Below are 17722 nucleotides of genomic sequence, written 5' to 3' on the forward strand. Positions count from 1 at the left end.
CGCCATGTCGCAGACCCAACCGCAGCCAGGGGTTTCGGGCATTGCAGGGGGACAGGCGTTGTCGCAGGCGCAAACCCAGTTCTTCATTCCTGCGACCGCCTCGTTGCATGAACGTCGCCCACGCACACTCAAGCATGGAGACAGTTTTGCTGTCTTTGATCATAGCGGCGACGCCATATCCGGGCCTGGTAGTCCCGAGGGTTTCTACCATCGCGATACGCGCCATCTTTCGCACTTATACCTTACGGTCAATGGCATGCGCCCGATCCTGCTGAGTTCGGCGCTGCGGGACGACAATGCGATGTTGACCTGTGATCTGGCCAACCCGGACTTCCTTGGAGAGGACGGGCGCGTAGAGGTGGAGCATGACCTGATCCATCTGCGTCGCAGCCGCTTTCTATGGGACGGCGCAATCTATGAACGCATCATTGTGCGCAATTTCGACATTGTAGAGCGGCGGGTGTCGGTGGGTCTGTCCTTCGCTTCCGATTTCGCGGATCTGTTCGAGATACGTGGCATGACCAGATTGCGCCGCGGCACCATGCACGAGCCGCAGGTCGGAGACGCCGATGTCCTGCTGGGCTATCAAGGACGCGATGACCTTGAACGCTCGACACATCTCCATTTTGATCCCGCACCCGCGCAACTAACGGCGGAGCAGGCGCTATTTGAAGTCACTGTTGCCCCAGGCAGTCGATCCACATTATTCGCGCGTATCTCCTGCGAACATAAAAATGAGGTCGATCAACCCCTGCCCAAGCTGTTTCTAAAATCCCTGCGCGAGGCCATGCGTGCGCTTCAGCATGCGCGACGCCGGCGTGCTTCGATGCAATCGTCCAATGACCTGTTCAATGCCGTTTCGCGGCGTTCGGTTTCCGACATCTCGATGCTCTCCACCGATACAGAATTTGGGCCTTATCCCTATGCGGGCATCCCTTGGTTCAGCACCGTTTTCGGCAGGGATGCCCTGATCACTGCCCTTCAGACGATCTGGATGGACCCGGCCATCAGCCGAGGCGTGCTGGGATATCTCGCTGCGCATCAAGCGACGGATTTCGACCCGGCCGCTGATGCCGAGCCAGGCAAAATTCTGCACGAAGTACGTCACGGCGAAATGGCCGAGCTGGGGGAGGTGCCTTTCCGTCATTATTATGGCAGCATCGATTCCACGCCGCTTTTCGTCATGCTGGCCGGCGCCTATCTGGAGCGCACCGGGGACCTTGAATATCTCGCTGGGTTGTTACCCAATATCGAGGCTGGATTGCGATGGATCGACACTCATGGCGATCGCGATGGCGACGGCTTCGTTGAATATGGACGCCTGACGGATCAGGGCCTGCAGAACCAAGGCTGGAAGGACAGCCATGATTCCATCTTCCATGCCGATGGCAGCATCGCCAGAGGCCCGATCGCTTTGGCTGAAGTTCAAGCCTATGTTTATGGCGCGTGGCAAGCGGCAAGCCTCATCTATCGTGCGATGGGCGATCAGGATCGCTCGGAAACCTATCTTGCCCGGGCTGTCGATCTCCAGCAGCGTTTCGACGCGTCGTTCTTCGACGCGGAACTGGGAACATATGTGCTCGCGCTCGATGGACAAAAGCAGCCCTGTCGGGTTCGTTCCTCCAACGCAGGCCATGTCCTTTACACGGGCCTGGCTCGGCCAGAGCGCGCGCCCATGGTGGTGGCAACCTTGATGGCGCCCGCCTCATTTTCCGGCTGGGGCGTCAGGACGATCGCGTCGACCGAAAAACGCTACAATCCCATGAGCTATCATAATGGCTCCATCTGGCCGCACGACAATGCGCTGATTGCCGCAGGCTTTTCGCGATATGGCTTTCAGCGTCAGGCGGCGCAGATATTCGAGGGGCTCTTCGCCGCTGCAACCTATGTCGATCTCATGCGGCTGCCTGAACTGTTCTGCGGTTTCCCGCGACGACGCTCCCAAGGGCCGACCTTTTATCCGGTCGCTTGCAGCCCCCAGGCATGGTCGGCGGCGGCCCCGCTATCGCTGATCCAGGCCAGTCTTGGACTGTCGTTCGACGTCTCGTCCAGCGGAATCATTTTCCGCCAACCCACCTTGCCGACATTTCTCGACCGCCTTTTCATAAAGGCGTTGCCATTGGGCCTGGCTGAGGCGGATATCATGCTTGAGCGGCTGGGAGATACGGTGGTCGTCAAACCGCAGCATCGGAACAGTCAGGTGAGGATCGTCAGTATAGCGTGATGAGCCAGTCCTGGGACCGCGCACAGCTGAGCCGGATAGCAGCGGCCGACTATTGCATCCACGCACAGGGCGCTGGTCCCGCTCAGCACATCAGCAATAAACGATCGGAATTTGGATGATTTCGCGCGAGCGTATCGACAATGGAGGATTGATCCTCTTCATCGCCATCTCGACGCTCGGGCTGGGTCTGATTGTTTCCGGTTTCATCTCGGCATTATTGTGGGCTGCTCTGGCGGCCTTGCTCTTTCAGCCGCTTTACAGACGTATCCTGTTCGACTGTCGCGGGCGACGCAACATGGCGGCGGCGTTGACGCTGCTCATCATTATCATAGCTGTCATCATGCCGGCCTTGATAATCGGGAGTCTCGTGATCGAGCAGGCAAGCGGCGTCTACGCAAAGATCAGAAGTGGCCAGATCGACTTTGCGACCTATTTCGGTCAGGTGCATGCTGCTTTGCCGATGCGGTTGCAGCATTGGGTGGAGAACGCCGGTTTTGGCACGTTTGAGCGGGCACAAGCCAAGATCTCTCAGGCATTGAGCAACAGCGCGAGCATATTGACGCGGCGCGCATTGACCATAGGCGCGGACGCAGCAGCTTTCGTGCTTTCCTTTGGGGTGGGTCTCTATGTGAGTTTCTTTCTCCTGCGCGATGGGGAGGCGTTAGCATCGCAGATCATCACAAGACTGCCACTTGAACCGACCATTGCCCATCGGATTGCAACCCGCTTCGTGATCGTCGTGCGCGCGACCATAAAGGGATCGGGAATTGTCGCCCTGGCGCAAGGCATGCTGGGCGCAGCAACTTTCTGGATAGTAGGCATGCCTGCCGCCCTTCTATGGGGGGTGCTGATGGCGATTGCCGCCCTGCTACCAGCGATCGGACCTGCGATAATATGGCTGCCGGTAGCGACCTATCTCCTTGCTACGGGCGATTTTTGGCAGGCCGTCATCGTGGTTGCTTCCGGCGTCTTTGTGATCGGTCTTGTCGACAATCTCCTACGGCCCATGCTCGTAGGTCGAAATACCGGTCTGCCGGATTGGCTCATATTGGTGACAACCCTCGGCGGTATCGAAACACTTGGGCTCAGCGGCATCGTGGTTGGGCCGATTGCTGCGGCCTTCTTCCTGACGGGATGGGATATATTGGCAGAGCAGAAAGCCGCTTCCACGCGAGACTGAACAGGGAATTGTTGGATTCCGCATAGCCTCCATGAACGCAAGATCGACCCGGGGGGAACGAAACGGCGATTGCCGCATTGTCGGCGAACCAATGGCGCGCCTTGCAGGATCTTCGATGATGTTCAAATATGTTGCGATCAGGCAGGAAAAGGGCCGCTGGCATATCACCGCCGAGAGCGGGCGACCTTGCGATCCAGTCCTCAATCTCGACAACAGAGGTTATGCCTCGCGCATGGACGCCCTGCAGGCTGCGATGATCTACGCGCAGGACAATCGCCTGGATATTGTCGAGATGGCCCTTTGAGGCGACTGGAAGCCTGCCACGATCTCTCTCTCCCGCATGCTCCGGTCGTTCGCGATGCTGTCCTTGCAGACGCGAATCGCGGAAAAAACTTGAACCGAAATCTGCGGCCCTATCGATCGCCCACGAGATGAAAATTACGGCTTGCAAAGCCATTGGATGCAGGCCCCTCGCAGCGCGACTGTGCAACCCGTCGCCGCAGTTTGGGAGGGGGCTGCGATATGAGCCATTGTCGGTCGAACTCGTCCATTGAAAACATTAAGGAAAAGGCATGATCTTTAAGTCGATCCTTTTCTCGCGAGATGGTTGGGTGCCCAATAATTCCGCCATCCCGGTCGGGCTGTACCTCGGCGTGGAGCCAAGCGAGAGGACGGATCTGGCCAAGGCCTTCGAGGCACGATTTGCGAGCCATGGCTGGCTGCCTGAGTGGCGTGACAAGATCTATGATTATGACCATTATCACTCGACTGCGCATGAAGTGCTTGGAATGGCCTCGGGTCATGCCACTCTCGCGCTTGGAGGATCGGCCGGATTTGAAATTGCGGTGGCGGCCGGCGATGCGCTGATGCTGCCGGCCGGAACCGGCCACCGCGCAGTCAAGCAGAGTCGGGATTTCCTCGCGGTAGGCGCTTATCCTGTCGGGCAGATCTGGGATATTTGTTGCGTCTCGCCAAGTCAGAGCATGCTGGATCGAATCAGCAGCCTGCCGCCGCCCGAATATGATCCGGTCACCGGCAGCAGAATATATTCACCGTAAAAGGCGGCTCCTCACCGCAACGTGCAATGCCAAGAGACCAGAGCAAATCGGCACATCATCTGTCTGTAGCCTGACATCCTTCACCGTTACGAAGTTTGCTAACGGATTGGACCATTTCAGATCTTTGAGCGTTCATTGCTTCGAGGAGACCGGCTTGATGCAATTTTCCCCCTTAATGCACTTTGTTGAGGCGCGACCCACTCCATTGCCGCACCTGGCCATTTTCGCGGACGCCGAAGAACTGCAGCGGTCGGACGACAATATTTCGTCCCGAGCTTTAACCGGCCAACATGTCGCCATGGGTGGCGCCATTCTGTTAACGGCTCTCCTGTTCGCGCGTGGGCTAAGATGATTTCTGGTTGGAAATTTTCTGCTCGATAAAAAAGGAACGCCTCTATGTTGTGGACAATTCTTCTAGTCCTTCTCGTTCTCTGGGTTCTGGGCGCGTTCGTCATTCCGGTCGGCGGTGGCCTGATCCATCTACTCCTGGTTCTGGCCGTAATCGTTCTGGTCTATCAGTTCGTGACCGGAAGACGAGCCTGATTGGAAAGCCGGGCGCTCAAAATCAGCGATGTGAACCAGCGGAATGTTGGTGGGGCTAGGTGCGAGCAACCGACGCCCCCAACATTCATCAACGGCAGGAGGCCCGATCACCAATATCTCTGACCGATCGGAAAGCTTGGCCATAATGACGCCGATCTATCATTTCTCTGCATGGTCAGTTCTACACAAGTGCTTGCTACCTGAGAGCTAGCAGCTAACCCGAAAGCGTGCTGCCGGCATTTCGATGGCCGGATCATGCCAGATGATGTCTGCGTGCAGCACCTGGACAGGCCGCTCCGTTGCTAATTCGTTGCGAACGGCAGTGTCAGAATTCGGCGCGCGGGCTTGGAAGTAGCGCATGATTTCTCAGCGGCACGATCAAGGCCTGGCGCAGGATCGGATTTCGCAATATTCGCCAATCCATTATCAGCCTTCCTGACTTGAACATCCTTGTGTGGCATGCCTACCTTCTTTTTCCAGATATTTTCTTCATAACAATCCAGTGACCATGCGGTTGCAAGGCAAAGAATATACTCCATTTTTCGATGGCTCAAGTCGCAATCAATGAGTCGATTACTCAGTTTTAAGAAGATAGCGATCGATAGGCTGCCGGGTCGTCTTCCGCGCTCTCTAAACTGACATATGCGCGCTGACGCCTCGCTTAGTCTACCCAGCTTGTGGAAAGCCCTCCCGGTTGGGTAGCTCGCTTTTGCTAGACTTCGCTTCTTTCTCGGCTTTCGCGGATATGTTTCGTCCGTCGACGATCAGCGCGAGACACCGGAAATAGTGGCTCGTGCAGCCGCGGGCGAATGCTTTCGGGTGAACGCAATCTAAGGCCAGACCGAGCCGGGCTTGCCGACCATCGATCAGTCTATTTGCCTCTTGAACGAGGTTGCATCAGCCTGTGCCCACCAGCGCGCAAGACGCGGATCGCGAGCGCCATCGAGCAGTTCCCCAGGCTCAACGAAAGGATAAAGTTCATCGAAGGAACGCATCTCAACGGCACTGATCCGCTGGCGCAATCCGTCCGGCGTAAACTCGTCAGGGGAATCGAGGCCGCATGCAACGACGATATCATGCAGTGCCGACAGGGTGGATTGCTGGAACCGGGCGACACGTTCCGCCTTCTCGGGAATCACCAGCCCTCTCTGACGGGCCGGTGACTGCGTCGCCACGCCGGTTGGACAGGTGTCGGTATGGCAGCGCATGGACTGAACGCAGCCGAGCGAGAACATGAAGGCTCGCGCCGCATTGCACCAGTCTGCGCCCAGAGCCGCATTCATCGCGATCCCCGCGCCCGAACTAATCTTGCCTGACGCCGCCAGTCTGATCTTTCCCTTGAGATTTGTACCGACAAGTGCGTTGCGCGCAAGCATCAGTCCCTCGCGCAGCGGCATGCCGACCCGGTCCGACAATTCGGTGGGAGCTGCCCCCGTGCCACCCTCGGCGCCGTCAATCACGATGAAGTCGATCAGGATGCCGGTCTCGATCATCGCCTTCACCACAGCGAAAAGTTCATGGGGATAGCCTACGCACAATTTGATCCCGACCGGTTTGCCGCCAGAAAGTTCGCGCATCCTTCCAGCAAATTCGACGAGCTGGATCGGCGTAGAAAAGGCGCTGTGCCCAGCGGGGGAGAGGCAATCTTCGCCCATGGGCACGTCGCGGGTCTCGGCGATTTCGCGCGTCACCTTGGCCGCTGGCAATAGTCCGCCATGACCGGGCTTGGCGCCCTGGCTCAGCTTGATCTCCGTCATCTTCACTGCGTCATGGGCGGCCCTATCAGCGAAATGGCTTGGATCAAACTGGCCTTGTCGGTCTCGGCAGCCGAAATAGCCCGACCCTATTTCCCAGACGATGTCACCGCCATGTTTGAGATGATAGGGCGACAGGCCGCCTTCTCCAGTGTCGTGATAGAAAGCACCGATCTTTGCGCCGAGGTTGAGCGCCTCGATAGCATTGCTGCCGAGTGCGCCGAAGCTCATTGCCGAAATATTGAGGCGCGCCGCCTGATAAGGCCGACTGCATTGATCCGTGCCGACATGGACCCGCGTCTCTCTGGGGGCGTCACGCGACGGTGCGATCGAATGAGCGAGCCACTCATATTCGTCGGAATAGACGTCGAGTTCGGTGCCGAATGGATGGGCATCCACCTCGCCCTTGGCGCGAGCGTAGACGAGCGCCCGTTCATCATGGCTGTAGGGTCGCCCATCCAGATCGCTTTCGGCGAAATAGGCCCTGGCAAATGGACGCAACCATTCGAAGAACCAGCGGAAGCGGGCGGAGGCGGGATAGTTTCGACGCAGACTATGATGCGACTGGAACAGATCGGTCAACGCCAGGACCAGGATCGGCGCGAGCACAAGCAACAGCCACAGCGCATGGCGATGATGCCAGCCAATGGCCAGCGCTCCAATCGTGCCGACTAGCCCGATCAGCAGCAGCAGGTTTCGGGACAGCGGACGGTCGCGGGTCAATGCCGCGACCAGATTGGGTCTTTCGCTCACGAGAGAAGATTTCGGATCAGCCCGACCACATCGCGACCGCGTCCGTTCAGCACCGCCTTGGCCGAATAGAGCGCCATGCCCGCAACTTGCCCCACTTCGACCTTGGGCGGCATGACCAGTTCGAACCGATCCGTGACCACATCCAGCAGAGCCGGTCCGGGCGCGGCGAGCCAGTCCTTTACGGCCCCTTCAAGCTGGTCGGCTTGTTCAACGCGCCGGCCCCATAGACCCATCGCCTCGGCCACGCGCGCAAAATCAGGATTGACGAGGTCGGTATAGGCCTCCAGCAGGCCTTCCACCTTCTGCTCGATTTCGACGAAATCGAGTGCACCATTATTGAACACCGCGACCTTGATCGGCAGCTTCTCCTGCACTGCGGTCAGCAGGTCGCCCAACAGCATGGCGATGCCGCCATCGCCCGACAAGGATATCACGGTCCGGTCGGGGAACGCCGCCTTGGCGCCCAGGGCCTGAGGCATCGCATTGGCCATTGTGCCATGGCTCAGGCTGATGACGGTGCGATTGTGCCCGGTGGCCGCGACATGGCGCAGGCACCATACCATCGGCGATCCACCATCGGCGGTGTAGATGCTGTCGGCGGGCGCATGCCGTGAAATCATCTCGGTGAGATATTGGGGATGAATTGCCCCACCTTTGCCGATGGTCGCATGCTTGGCCTCATCCTCAACCGTTCGGGCACGATGAGCTAGGCATTCGTTGAGAAACGCGCGTTCGCTACGCGATGCTATGCGTGGCAGCAGCGCTTCGATCGTTGCAGCAACATCGCCCACGACGCCAAGGTCGACAGGATGGCGTCGTCCCAGATGGCTACCATCTATGTCGACCTGGATGATAGTTGCCTTTTCGGGATAAAATTGCCGCCAGGCAAAATCGCAGCCCAGCAGCAGCAGCGTGTCGCAGGCCATCAGCGCATGATAGCCCGCCTCACCGCCGAATATGCCGGTCATCCCGACATTGAATGCATTGTCATGCTCCAGGAAATCCTTGGCGCGCGAGGTATGGGCGACCGGTGCCTGGAGCGCTTGCGCCAAGGCAATGATCTGATCATGGGCGCCCTCGCAACCCGATCCACCGTAGATGGCGATCTTCTTGCCCTTGGCGATCTTAGCGGCGATGCGGTCGATATCCGCATCGGTCGGGCGTATGAGCGGACGGGCGGGATGAACCGCAAAGGGTGGCTCGTCGGGGGCCTTGGCGCTCGAGACATCCGCAGGCACGATCAGTACCGCCACCCCTTTCTTCGCCAGAGCGGCCTGGGCTGCCATCGCGGTCTTGCGCCGTGCCTGTGCGGGCGTCCTGATCTCTTCACAGAATACGCTGCAGCTCTGGTAGATTGACCGGAAGTCGACCTCCTGTGGGAAGTCGAAGCCCAGCTCATCGCGAACGATCTGGCTGGCAATCAGGACCACGGGCGCGCGATTGCGGTGGGATTCGAACAGGCCATTGATGAAGTGGAGACTGCCGGGGCCGCAGGAGCCCGCACACAGGGCCAATTCGCCGGTCAGCATCGAGTCTGCCCCCGCTGCAAATCCGCCCGCCTCCTCGTGGCGCACATGAACCCAGCGAATGTCGCTTTTGCGGATGGCATCAGTCACATGGTTGAGGGTGTCGCCCGGGACGCCGTAGCATCGCCTAGCCCCGGCTGCCGCGAGCGTCTCCACGATTACCTGCGCCACTGTGGTCATGAACTGTTCCCCGATAGCATCTTGAGATGCAGGGGTAAGCGGCGAGCGGCACCCATGTTCCGTTACAAATGAGTTATGTTGAACGGCGCTCGGTCGTCTGGTGGCTGCCTGGCACCTCTTTCCGTTACAACGGGCTGCCCCTCGTCAGCTGCGAGCCGATAGAAGCGCCACACGCCATCAGGCAAGCGCGACGCTCAACGGGCCATCCGTGGGCATATCATCGATAGCGCCGCACTTGGGGGCAGTAGCCAGGGCGTTGGCACTGGAGAATTTCGGCAGCGCCAGCAGGCTCAGCGCATAGCCGATGATGGCGCTACCGCCATAGCCCACAACCGGCGTCGGATAATTGCCCAGGGCAGCCGCCAGGATCGCGGCGAACCAGACGGCGCCGAATGCGACATAGATTGCGCGGCTCTGGGCAGCCCGGCGCCAACCAATGACTGAAGGGACGACGAGCAGCATCAAGCCGCCCAATACCGCCAGTCCCGCAACGGCATGAAGGTCGAACGATGAATAGAGAATCTGATCGACATAGGGTACTGCGGGCAGTCTGTCGGCACGGATCAGCGTTGCCGCAAAGCTCGCGGCGCTGGCAGCAAGTGCGGTGCACACATGTCGATCGGGGCGCATGACTGCAAGCGCGGTTAGGCAGATCACGAGCATCGCCGCCATCGCGCGATCGGGCTGAAGCGCCATTGCGACCGCAGCCGCGACGATGCTGACAGTCGCGGGGACGTTTCGAAAACGCGAAAATGCGACGAGCATTGTCGGCAAGAGGATCAGACTTGGCTGCATCGCCAATCCTCCCCAATAAACCCAGCGCGCTATTCCATCGGCTTGGGAGCCGAAAAGAGCTGTTGCCAACAATGCGCCTGCCATCATGAGGTTTGCCCCGTCCGTCCAACCTTGCCCCGATCGGGCCGCGCGTTCCAGCAGCAGCAGCAGAGTCAAGCCGATGATCAAGGCGCCCAGATTCACCCCAAGATAGCGCATCGGCGCGCCGGCGATCGCCATATAGGCAGTGCCGAGCAGGACAGCGCTGGTCAGACAGACGATGCCCAGCGCACGGGGACGACGTGTAGCGGCGTTGACGATATGCATGATGATCAATCCTTCCGGACGGGAAACATGGTCACCAACAGGCGAGGCGAAGATGGTCAGCAGGCGCGATGCGACCGCACGCGGCATGAGCCCACATAGGCTACCGAGCGTGAATAAGAGAGCCTTGCTGTCATCCGGGATGGCAGCGGCTTCGCAACGGATCGCCCATCCCCATGGCTGCAAAGGCGTGGGCAGCGTAGCTTGCAGCGCACGACAGGCCAGATCGATCAAGCGGCGACGAAGCCCTATGCTCATATGGTTGCCTGCCGGCTGCGCACGGCAGTTGTGACCGGATGACCGGGAGGATTGGCGCGGGCAAGCTGCACACCGCTCGCCGTCAACCGGTAGGCGTGCCGTGGCGGGCGGCCCGCTTCAACTGGCTGCTGCCATTCTGCTTCCAGATGTCCCTGAGCTTCCAGGCGGATGAGGAGCGGATAGAGTGTGCCGGATTTCACATCAGCGCGGCGCGCCAATTCATAACCGTGCGACCATTGGCCATCGGCATCGAGCAGGACGGCAAGTACCATCCGGGCGTGAGAGGACAAGGAACGTGTTCGAGGCATGATGAATAAATCTACCTATATAGATTTATTGTCAAGCTTCCATCGGAATGTAGCATGGAAGCACGCCATAATGTTGCTTGAGATTGACCGATTGCCAATCGTCCCACTAGGTTCTCCAAACGGAATTGATGACAGGCTTTTCGCACCATCTGAGCAGGAAAAGGCATGACGGAAGAAGAAGCTTACGCGCTCAGACTGCAATCCGTCGCCGCCACCAAGCTGGCGCAGACTACGCTTGAATTTGCCATCAACATGGCGCGATTGCAGGGATTGTCCCTCGATTTGGAAGGCGCTGCCCAAGCGCATCTCAATTGTGAACTGAATCACAGCCTCGACCCGAAAAGCCTGGCAATAGAAGGTGACGCGCGCATGATTGTCGCAGAAACGCTCCTCGCTTTCGCGCGCAAGTCGGGCTGCTGATCGCCGGCCTCGCACAAGACCTGTCGCTGCGGCTGACCAGGTTTCCGGAGAGCTTGGCCAGAGCAGCATCCGATCCATCATTTTGTGCAGCAAGGCATGTTACAGCCCTCATGCCAGTCACCGGCCCAGCTTGAAAAGCCCATCGCAAAAGCTAACGGAACGGCACAAATTGTTGCTCGTTCATGTCTCAATGAAGCCATTCGCACCTGCAGAACGCATTCCCTATCTCCATGCCCGTCGTGACCTCAAAATGGCACGGTCGGCCCATGCTTATGTGCGGGGCAACACTGCACGTTTCTACGAATGGCTGGAAGATAGCAGGCTTGCCCGGATCGTCCCGGAAGGGCCCGCGATCTGGATCTGCGGGGACTGCCATCTTGGCAATCTTGGTCCGTTAGCGGATAGCGACGGCAATGTCGCGATCCAGATACGCGATCTTGATCAGGCAGTCATCGGCAATCCCGCCCATGATCTCATCCGCCTTGGTCTGTCACTTGCGACTGCGGCGCGCGGTTCCGATCTTCCAGGCGTAATCACCGCTCGCATGCTGGAAGAGATGATTGCGGGCTACGCCGAAGCCTTTTCCGACCCGGACCAGGACGAGCGGGAGGCCCAGCAGGAACCTGATGCGGTGCGCACGGTTCGCCGCCGTGCTCTCAACCGCAAATGGCGTCATCTGGCCAAAGAGCGGCTGGAGGCGATTGAACCCTGTATTCCTCTTGGCAAGCGATTTTGGCCGCTCGATGAAAAGGAATATGCGGCCCTGCGCGATGTCGTGATCCATCCGCCTGTCAGCGCGATGATCCTGTCTCTCGATCATCGCGGGAAAGAACGCACACCTATCATGGCGGACGCTGCCTATTGGATGAAGGGTTGCAGTTCGCTTGGCCTTCTGCGGTTTGCCGCGGTCGTCACCTTGGAAGGAAAAAAGCGCACCGATCATGCGCTGGTCGATCTCAAGGAAGCTGTTCAACCTGTCGCGCCGATCGCGTCCGGAGCCTGCATGCCGGATGATCCTGCTGAACGCGTGCTGGCAGCAGCACGCGCCTTGTCTCCGCATCTGGGCGAGCGCATGGCCACAGCAAGGATGCTTGGACATTCGATCTTCGTTCGCGAACTGATGCCGCAAGACCTCAAGATCGAGGCAGAACAATTTTCTCGGGGCGAGGCCCTAAAAGCCGCGCGATATCTCGCCTTCGTTGTGGGAAAAGCCCATGCTCGACAAATGGACAAAGCGACACGCCGCACATGGCTCACGACTTTGCGCAACGGCCGGTCAAAAGGCATGGACGCGCCATCCTGGTTGTGGCGGGCCGTAGTTGCCTTGGCGGCGCGACATGAAGCAGGCTATCTCGACCATTGTCGCATTTATGCGCTGGCGCGCTGAGACATCTTTAGCCTGGGAAGGATGCTCAGCCGTGCGGACGTGCCGACTGCGCTCAGTAAAATCACACTGATCGAGATTAAAGCGACAGCGGCGACCGGGAACGCCCCTCTTGGCTAGGGATTGTCCTTCTGGCGGGACAATATTTGTCTCGAGCAGATTGGAGAGTATCATGAGCATTGAAGGCAAGGCCAAGGAAGCCGCCGGCTACGTGAAGGAAGAAGCTTTCGAGCATGGCAAATCGCCTGAAAGCCAGAAGAAGGCCCAGGAGGGTCGCGACCTTCGCAACGAAGGTAGGATGGAAGATGGCAAGCCACCCAAGACCGACAAGCCCGGCACCGGCGACTGACGGTCCTCCGCGCGAAAATCGCCGCCCCGGGCAGGGGCGGCGATTTTCATTGGAGTGCCTCTATTTTAGCGGTTTGTAGCTGCATTTGAATTTTAACGGGCGGGCTGGCAGGCTCGGCGTCAAATGGATGTGGAGCTGCTCCCCGACCATCGTGTCGAGCGCGAAAGCCTGCTCCGCCTCATACATGTCGTCACGATGGGCGTCCTTCCATCCAGCCACGGCGTCGATCGCCTTTGCCTTCGCCCGCGACAGGCTGGTTGCCACGACGAACATGTTGCGATGCTGCTCCGCGAAGTCGGTCGGGTCATACCCTCCCAGATTGACATAATATAGCCTCTCGGCGCCCGTCCATCGCTCGGGGCGCAAAGTGACATTGTAGCCATCGGCATGATCGATCACAGCCCAGCAGTCTATGTGCAGCGTGCCTGGCGTGCCCCACCATTGCTCCCGCAATGCTGCATGGGTGTCCGTGATCGTATCAGCGACGACAAACCGCATATCGTGGATTTCGATATGGGCCCTGGGATGTTCGCCGCCCACATATATCGCAAAAAGCTTCATATCAGTGCTCCGGGCTGGTGCTCGGATCGTACAGGCGATCGCGATGGGCGTATCGCGATCGCGCAAGCCAGGTCGGCGCCGACTACCATCCCCATTTCATGGGAGCTGGTGATGCCCTGGACAAAGGGATGGCGACCAAGAATGAAAGGCAGGCTTAGACAGAATATGCGTCGCGCCGCCGGGTCGTCAGAGACAGGATGATAGCGCTCGTCGATTGCGACACCTTTGACGCTGCAGCCTTGCGTGTCTGCGGCATTTTGGACGATTTCTTGTTCGATCAAGGTTGGGAAGGGGAATGCGTCAACATCGAGTGGACGCTGTCCGGTTGCTTCGATGAACACAGGGTAATGGTCATCTTCGCCATCAATCAACACATGCACACCGGAATCGGCTTGATGACTATCGATTCTGTAATTTTCTCCCAATGCCTTCACATCCAATTTTTTTGCCTGATGTAGTGCTATCAGGCGTTCGATGGAAAGGTGTGGCACTGTTGCATAGTCGTCGATGAATATCGGCTTTAGAAAGCGGTCAAACCGCTCGAGTTCATCTTCATCAAGGTGCGGAACGATCAGTGCCATCACCTCATGCATCCGCAAGATGGCATAGCGCCATGGAACGGTGACTTCCTTGGCGAAGTTGCGCTTGGCTTCTGCCAGGTTGGTCGCTGCCCACTCAAATGGATCGACGTTGGCGCGCTCTCCAAAATAGCGATCCGAAAACTGTTCGGGCGCGAGGTCTGCAAGCATGATGCGTTTCGCATAATCCGGGTCAGCCTCCTGCAGCTCCTGCCGGAAAAGCGCGTAGGCTCGACGGAGAATATCGCCTTCTCCATCCTCGATCAGGCTTGTGATCGCTGCTTCCGTGCAGATCGAAAGCGGTATGTAGGGGATGGTATGGTAGAAATCAGCTTCCGGAAGCAGGCCCTTGCGCGACATCATCGTTATCTGAAGCTTTTCATGGCCGGGCTTTGACCGATATGTCAAAGCTCCGCCGTTCCGGCATTCGAACTGACCGTGGGCGACAGCCAGAGCCACCGCGGCATCAATGGCCGTCAGTGAGCTTCCGCGCAGCCCAACCTTTGTAGCGGAAATCCGCTGAAGCGCGCTTGCCGGCCATGGGCTCAGATAATAGCCGGGTCGCACTTCGGGCTCTTCGGGCCACTGATGCCCAGTCGCCAGGACGACATAATCAAACCACTCGATTGACTGGGGCAAGCGGGCAGGGGCGATCATCAGCTTCAGGCTGTCTCCTTCAACTTCAATGTCGACTACCTTGGTTCGCGCGCGGACATGAACGTCGATCCCCTTCAAACGGGCGCGCTCGACCAGTTGGGTGAACTGGTCGAGAAAGAACCGGCCGAGCGCTACCCGCGGGTAAAAAGCCCGTTCGTCGACGCCTGATCGATCAATGCCGAGTGCACGAAGCCGATCCTCATCCTGGCGGCCGAGCCAATCGATCAACGTTTCTGCCAGAGGCGGAATTTCGACGCTCGCAATGTTGGACAGCATGGCGGGATCATTCCAGCCTGGCCGATATGGGGTGCCCAGACCTGGCTGGGATTGCAGTTCAAATATGGTGATATTGGCGTCAGGCCGGCCTGGTAAATTGCCTAGGGCTTCAATCAGCGCGTTCAACGTATAGATGGTGGTCGGACCTGCGCCGACGAAAGCGATTGCGGTAGCCATGTCAGTGCAATTCCCGTGGCGCCATTGAGTGCCATGGTAACTGCCATAGTTGATGCGAATTAAGCTCTTTTCCTGTTAGCGCCACGCGGTATCGGCACCGTATGAGCTCGCAGAACAGGACCTCAAAGCCCGGCCTCCCGCCCTCCGCCACGACAGATCGCCTCAGCTGAACGCCGTTTTCACCACGGATGATGCATCTAGCATGCGCGTCTTGCGCCGATATGAACTCTACCATCGTTTAAAGGCGCGCGCCGCCGCCATCGCAACTGCTCCCGCCGATCGGTCTACGCAGCTCATTCACTGGAACCAGATGCCCTTGCGGCTCGTAAATTGCCCTGTCGCCTCAGGAGGCAACCCGGACAATGTCCATCATTCCACTCAGCAAGGAGCGAACATGGCAGAGCGTCTCACCATGCAGGACCCGCGCGCGCAATATCCCAAGCCGCCATTTCCAGAGCAGCCGCAACCGGTCCCCGGCATCGCAGCAAACATGGATCCAAAGCCTGATCATGGCGAGGACAGCTATGTCGGTTCAGGAAAGCTCAAGGGCCGCAAGGCGCTCGTTACCGGTGGCGATAGCGGCATCGGCCGGGCTGCAGCCATTGCCTTTGCGCGAGAAGGCGCCGATGTCGCCATCTCCTATCTTCCAAGTGAAGAAGCTGACGCAAAGGCAGTGGTCGCCCTCATCGAGGCTGAAGGGCGCACGGCCGTGGCGCTACCGGGCGACATCACCGATGAGAGCTGGTGCCGCAAACTTGTCGATGAAACGCTCTCTGGCCTAGGCGGCCTCGACATCCTCGTCATCAATGCTGGTCATCAACAATATCGCGATGATGTGACAGCCGTGAGCTCGGAAGATTTCGACCGTACGCTCAAGACCAATCTCTATGCCATGCATTGGATCACGCAGGCGGCGGTTCCTCATCTACCTGCTGGCGCATCCGTGATCACCACCGCCTCGGTGCAAGCCTATGAGCCGTCGGCCATTCTCCTGGACTATGCCACGACCAAAGCCGGCATCGTCGCCTATACCAAGGCGCTGGCAAAGCAGTTGATCGAGAAGGGCATCCGCGCCAATGTGGTGGCGCCCGGTCCATTCTGGACCGTGCTGCAGCCCAGCGGGGGGCAGCCGCAGGAAAAGGTCAGACAGTTCGGCGAGCAGAGCCAGTTCGGTCGTCCTGGCCAGCCAGTCGAGATTGCGCCCGTTTATGTGCTGCTTGCCTCGCAGGAGGGCAGTTATATCACGGGCGAAGTCTATGGTGTGACGGGAGGTGCCGGTATCGCGTGATGCAAATAACGGCCCCGCATCACTGTGGGGCCGTTATGGCAGTGAATATCCGGGAACGTGCCTTCATGGAATGTATTGCCTTGGGCGTTGCCGGAAACCAGCTGGAAGGGAAGCGACCATTTGCGTCGTTCATGCTACGGTTTCTAAATCTGCAATCCGCCATCGCCCCTGAGACGCTGCTTTTCACCCTTCCCAGCGCTCGGAGCGCGCCAGCCGCCGGCCCGTGGTCAAGGTCTGAATGACGAAAAGAAGAATAAGAATAAAGCCTGCTGCCCCGACAAACAGGTCGAAGCCCGACAGGCGCCCAAAATATCCTGGACCAGAACCCAAAACCATCATCATCAGCGTGAGCGCGATAAGCATCAATCTCAATTCGGTCGGGCCCGCTGCGAGATATGACAGCTTGAACTCTCCTAGCACGCGCGCAGCAAGATAGGCGTGGATCGAGAGCAGCAAATATCCAGCAAGCGCCACCATCGCGATGTCCATGGTGACGAACGGACTGAGGCCGATGCCGGCAAGGATGAGTAGGGTCGCAAGCCCATCGCAACTATGATCGATGAAATAGCCATAGGAAGGACGCTCAATGCGGCGAAAGCGAGCGATGCTCCCGTCCATTGAATCCCCAAACCATTGGACGACATAACCAACAATGGCGAGCGACAGCCACGATGTGTGTAGATTGCTTGCCACATAGCCTATGAAAATCAAACATGCACCGAACATGCCCAAGGCCGTCAGGCGATCGGGGGTGACGTACTGCGGCATTTGAGCGCATAACCAGTTCAGCAATTTCCGCTCTTTCGCGGCAAGCCAATTCTCTTGGATGCGGGAAAGGGCTGCTAAATTCTTTAGGGGAATTGTCATAGTCCCTTATGAAGCCATGAGCCTCACTGGGCAATGTGAGAATGGCGATACCTCCCGTCACTTCCAAGGCATATGCCTGATGGCAGCTTGCGACCGATTCCGTTGTTCCCAGCGCCTCTTCAAGTTTGCTTAGGGAGAATTGGAAACAGTCCGCTATCTACCCGTCACTGCAATCACGCTCGGGTTTAGCTTCGCGACTTTTTGGGCAAATTATCTGGGAATCTTCCTGCTGTCGCGGCACCGCTCGGACCTCTATCTGGACGATCACTAGTCGGAGCCGGGG

16 protein-coding genes are annotated in these 17722 nt (G+C 58.4%); 9 read left to right on the forward strand and 7 right to left on the reverse strand.

Annotated elements, in window-relative coordinates:
* Positions 1 to 4 precede the first annotated feature (4 nt).
* The 5 genes from DIZ22_RS19005 to DIZ22_RS19030 all read left to right on the forward strand — a co-directional run bounded on the left by DIZ22_RS19005 (position 5) and on the right by DIZ22_RS19030 (position 5005).
* Positions 5 to 2224, forward strand: coding sequence for an amylo-alpha-1,6-glucosidase (locus DIZ22_RS19005; RefSeq protein ID WP_122928568.1), 2220 nt, complete (start codon positions 5 to 7; stop codon positions 2222 to 2224).
* A gap of 115 nt (positions 2225 to 2339) precedes the next feature.
* A complete protein-coding gene (locus tag DIZ22_RS19010) occupies positions 2340 to 3404 on the forward strand; it encodes an AI-2E family transporter (protein ID WP_122928570.1) in 1065 nt (354 codons plus the stop codon).
* 91 nt (positions 3405 to 3495) lie between these two features.
* Entirely contained in the window at positions 3496 to 3708 is a 213-nt protein-coding gene (locus DIZ22_RS19015) for a hypothetical protein (protein ID WP_240626777.1), read from the forward strand.
* A 268-nt stretch (positions 3709 to 3976) separates the two neighbouring features.
* On the forward strand, positions 3977 to 4462 hold the full coding sequence (locus DIZ22_RS19020) for a hypothetical protein (protein ID WP_004209592.1): 486 nt from the start codon (positions 3977 to 3979) through the stop codon (positions 4460 to 4462).
* 396 nt (positions 4463 to 4858) lie between these two features.
* Positions 4859 to 5005 (forward strand): lmo0937 family membrane protein, encoded by a 147-nt coding sequence (locus DIZ22_RS19030; protein ID WP_004209597.1) that lies wholly within the window; start codon positions 4859 to 4861, stop codon positions 5003 to 5005.
* Between the two features lie 866 nt (positions 5006 to 5871).
* Here the strand turns inward: DIZ22_RS19030 and DIZ22_RS19035 are convergent.
* The 4 genes from DIZ22_RS19035 to DIZ22_RS19050 all read right to left on the reverse strand — a co-directional run bounded on the left by DIZ22_RS19035 (position 5872) and on the right by DIZ22_RS19050 (position 10846).
* Positions 5872 to 7512 (reverse strand): FMN-binding glutamate synthase family protein, encoded by a 1641-nt coding sequence (locus tag DIZ22_RS19035; protein ID WP_063141506.1) that lies wholly within the window; start codon positions 7510 to 7512, stop codon positions 5872 to 5874.
* Positions 7509 to 9218 carry a thiamine pyrophosphate-dependent enzyme gene (locus tag DIZ22_RS19040; protein WP_072895478.1) on the reverse strand — a complete coding sequence of 570 codons (1710 nt, stop codon included), beginning with the start codon at positions 9216 to 9218 and terminating at the stop codon, positions 7509 to 7511. The genes DIZ22_RS19035 and DIZ22_RS19040 overlap by 4 nt, the downstream gene beginning before the upstream one ends.
* A gap of 177 nt (positions 9219 to 9395) precedes the next feature.
* Positions 9396 to 10550 carry a hypothetical protein gene (locus tag DIZ22_RS19045; RefSeq protein ID WP_234780522.1) on the reverse strand — a complete coding sequence of 385 codons (1155 nt, stop codon included), beginning with the start codon at positions 10548 to 10550 and terminating at the stop codon, positions 9396 to 9398.
* 20 nt (positions 10551 to 10570) lie between these two features.
* Positions 10571 to 10846, reverse strand: coding sequence for a PadR family transcriptional regulator (locus tag DIZ22_RS19050; RefSeq protein ID WP_201038990.1), 276 nt, complete (start codon positions 10844 to 10846; stop codon positions 10571 to 10573).
* Between the two features lie 201 nt (positions 10847 to 11047).
* On the opposite strand from DIZ22_RS19050, the gene DIZ22_RS19055 reads away from it, so the two are divergent.
* The 3 genes from DIZ22_RS19055 to DIZ22_RS21970 all read left to right on the forward strand — a co-directional run bounded on the left by DIZ22_RS19055 (position 11048) and on the right by DIZ22_RS21970 (position 13035).
* Positions 11048 to 11302 (forward strand): hypothetical protein, encoded by a 255-nt coding sequence (locus tag DIZ22_RS19055; protein WP_063141512.1) that lies wholly within the window; start codon positions 11048 to 11050, stop codon positions 11300 to 11302.
* 190 nt (positions 11303 to 11492) lie between these two features.
* Entirely contained in the window at positions 11493 to 12689 is a 1197-nt protein-coding gene (locus DIZ22_RS19060) for a DUF2252 family protein (protein WP_072895472.1), read from the forward strand.
* Between the two features lie 169 nt (positions 12690 to 12858).
* Positions 12859 to 13035 carry a hypothetical protein gene (locus tag DIZ22_RS21970; RefSeq protein WP_163000303.1) on the forward strand — a complete coding sequence of 59 codons (177 nt, stop codon included), beginning with the start codon at positions 12859 to 12861 and terminating at the stop codon, positions 13033 to 13035.
* A gap of 60 nt (positions 13036 to 13095) precedes the next feature.
* Here DIZ22_RS21970 and DIZ22_RS19065 read toward each other — a convergent pair whose 3' ends face one another.
* Together DIZ22_RS19065 and DIZ22_RS19070 are read right to left on the reverse strand one after the other, a co-directional pair.
* Positions 13096 to 13596: a DUF1543 domain-containing protein gene (locus DIZ22_RS19065; RefSeq protein WP_122928572.1), complete on the reverse strand. Its 501-nt coding sequence runs from the start codon at positions 13594 to 13596 to the stop codon at positions 13096 to 13098.
* Positions 13593 to 15284: an FAD/NAD(P)-binding protein gene (locus tag DIZ22_RS19070; RefSeq protein WP_122928575.1), complete on the reverse strand. Its 1692-nt coding sequence runs from the start codon at positions 15282 to 15284 to the stop codon at positions 13593 to 13595. Before DIZ22_RS19070 ends, DIZ22_RS19065 begins: the two co-directional genes overlap by 4 nt.
* Before the next feature lie 394 nt (positions 15285 to 15678).
* Here DIZ22_RS19070 and DIZ22_RS19075 point away from each other — a divergent pair, with 394 nt between their 5' ends.
* Positions 15679 to 16572: an SDR family oxidoreductase gene (locus DIZ22_RS19075; RefSeq protein ID WP_063141850.1), complete on the forward strand. Its 894-nt coding sequence runs from the start codon at positions 15679 to 15681 to the stop codon at positions 16570 to 16572.
* Between the two features lie 183 nt (positions 16573 to 16755).
* Here the strand turns inward: DIZ22_RS19075 and DIZ22_RS19080 are convergent, their stop codons facing one another.
* Complete coding sequence (locus DIZ22_RS19080; protein ID WP_063141852.1) at positions 16756 to 17439, reverse strand: CDP-alcohol phosphatidyltransferase family protein; 684 nt, start codon at positions 17437 to 17439, stop codon at positions 16756 to 16758.
* Positions 17440 to 17722 lie beyond the last annotated feature (283 nt).

The sequence above is a fragment of the Sphingobium sp. LF-16 genome, assembly GCF_003711185.1.
Taxonomy (GTDB): domain Bacteria; phylum Pseudomonadota; class Alphaproteobacteria; order Sphingomonadales; family Sphingomonadaceae; genus Sphingobium; species Sphingobium yanoikuyae_A.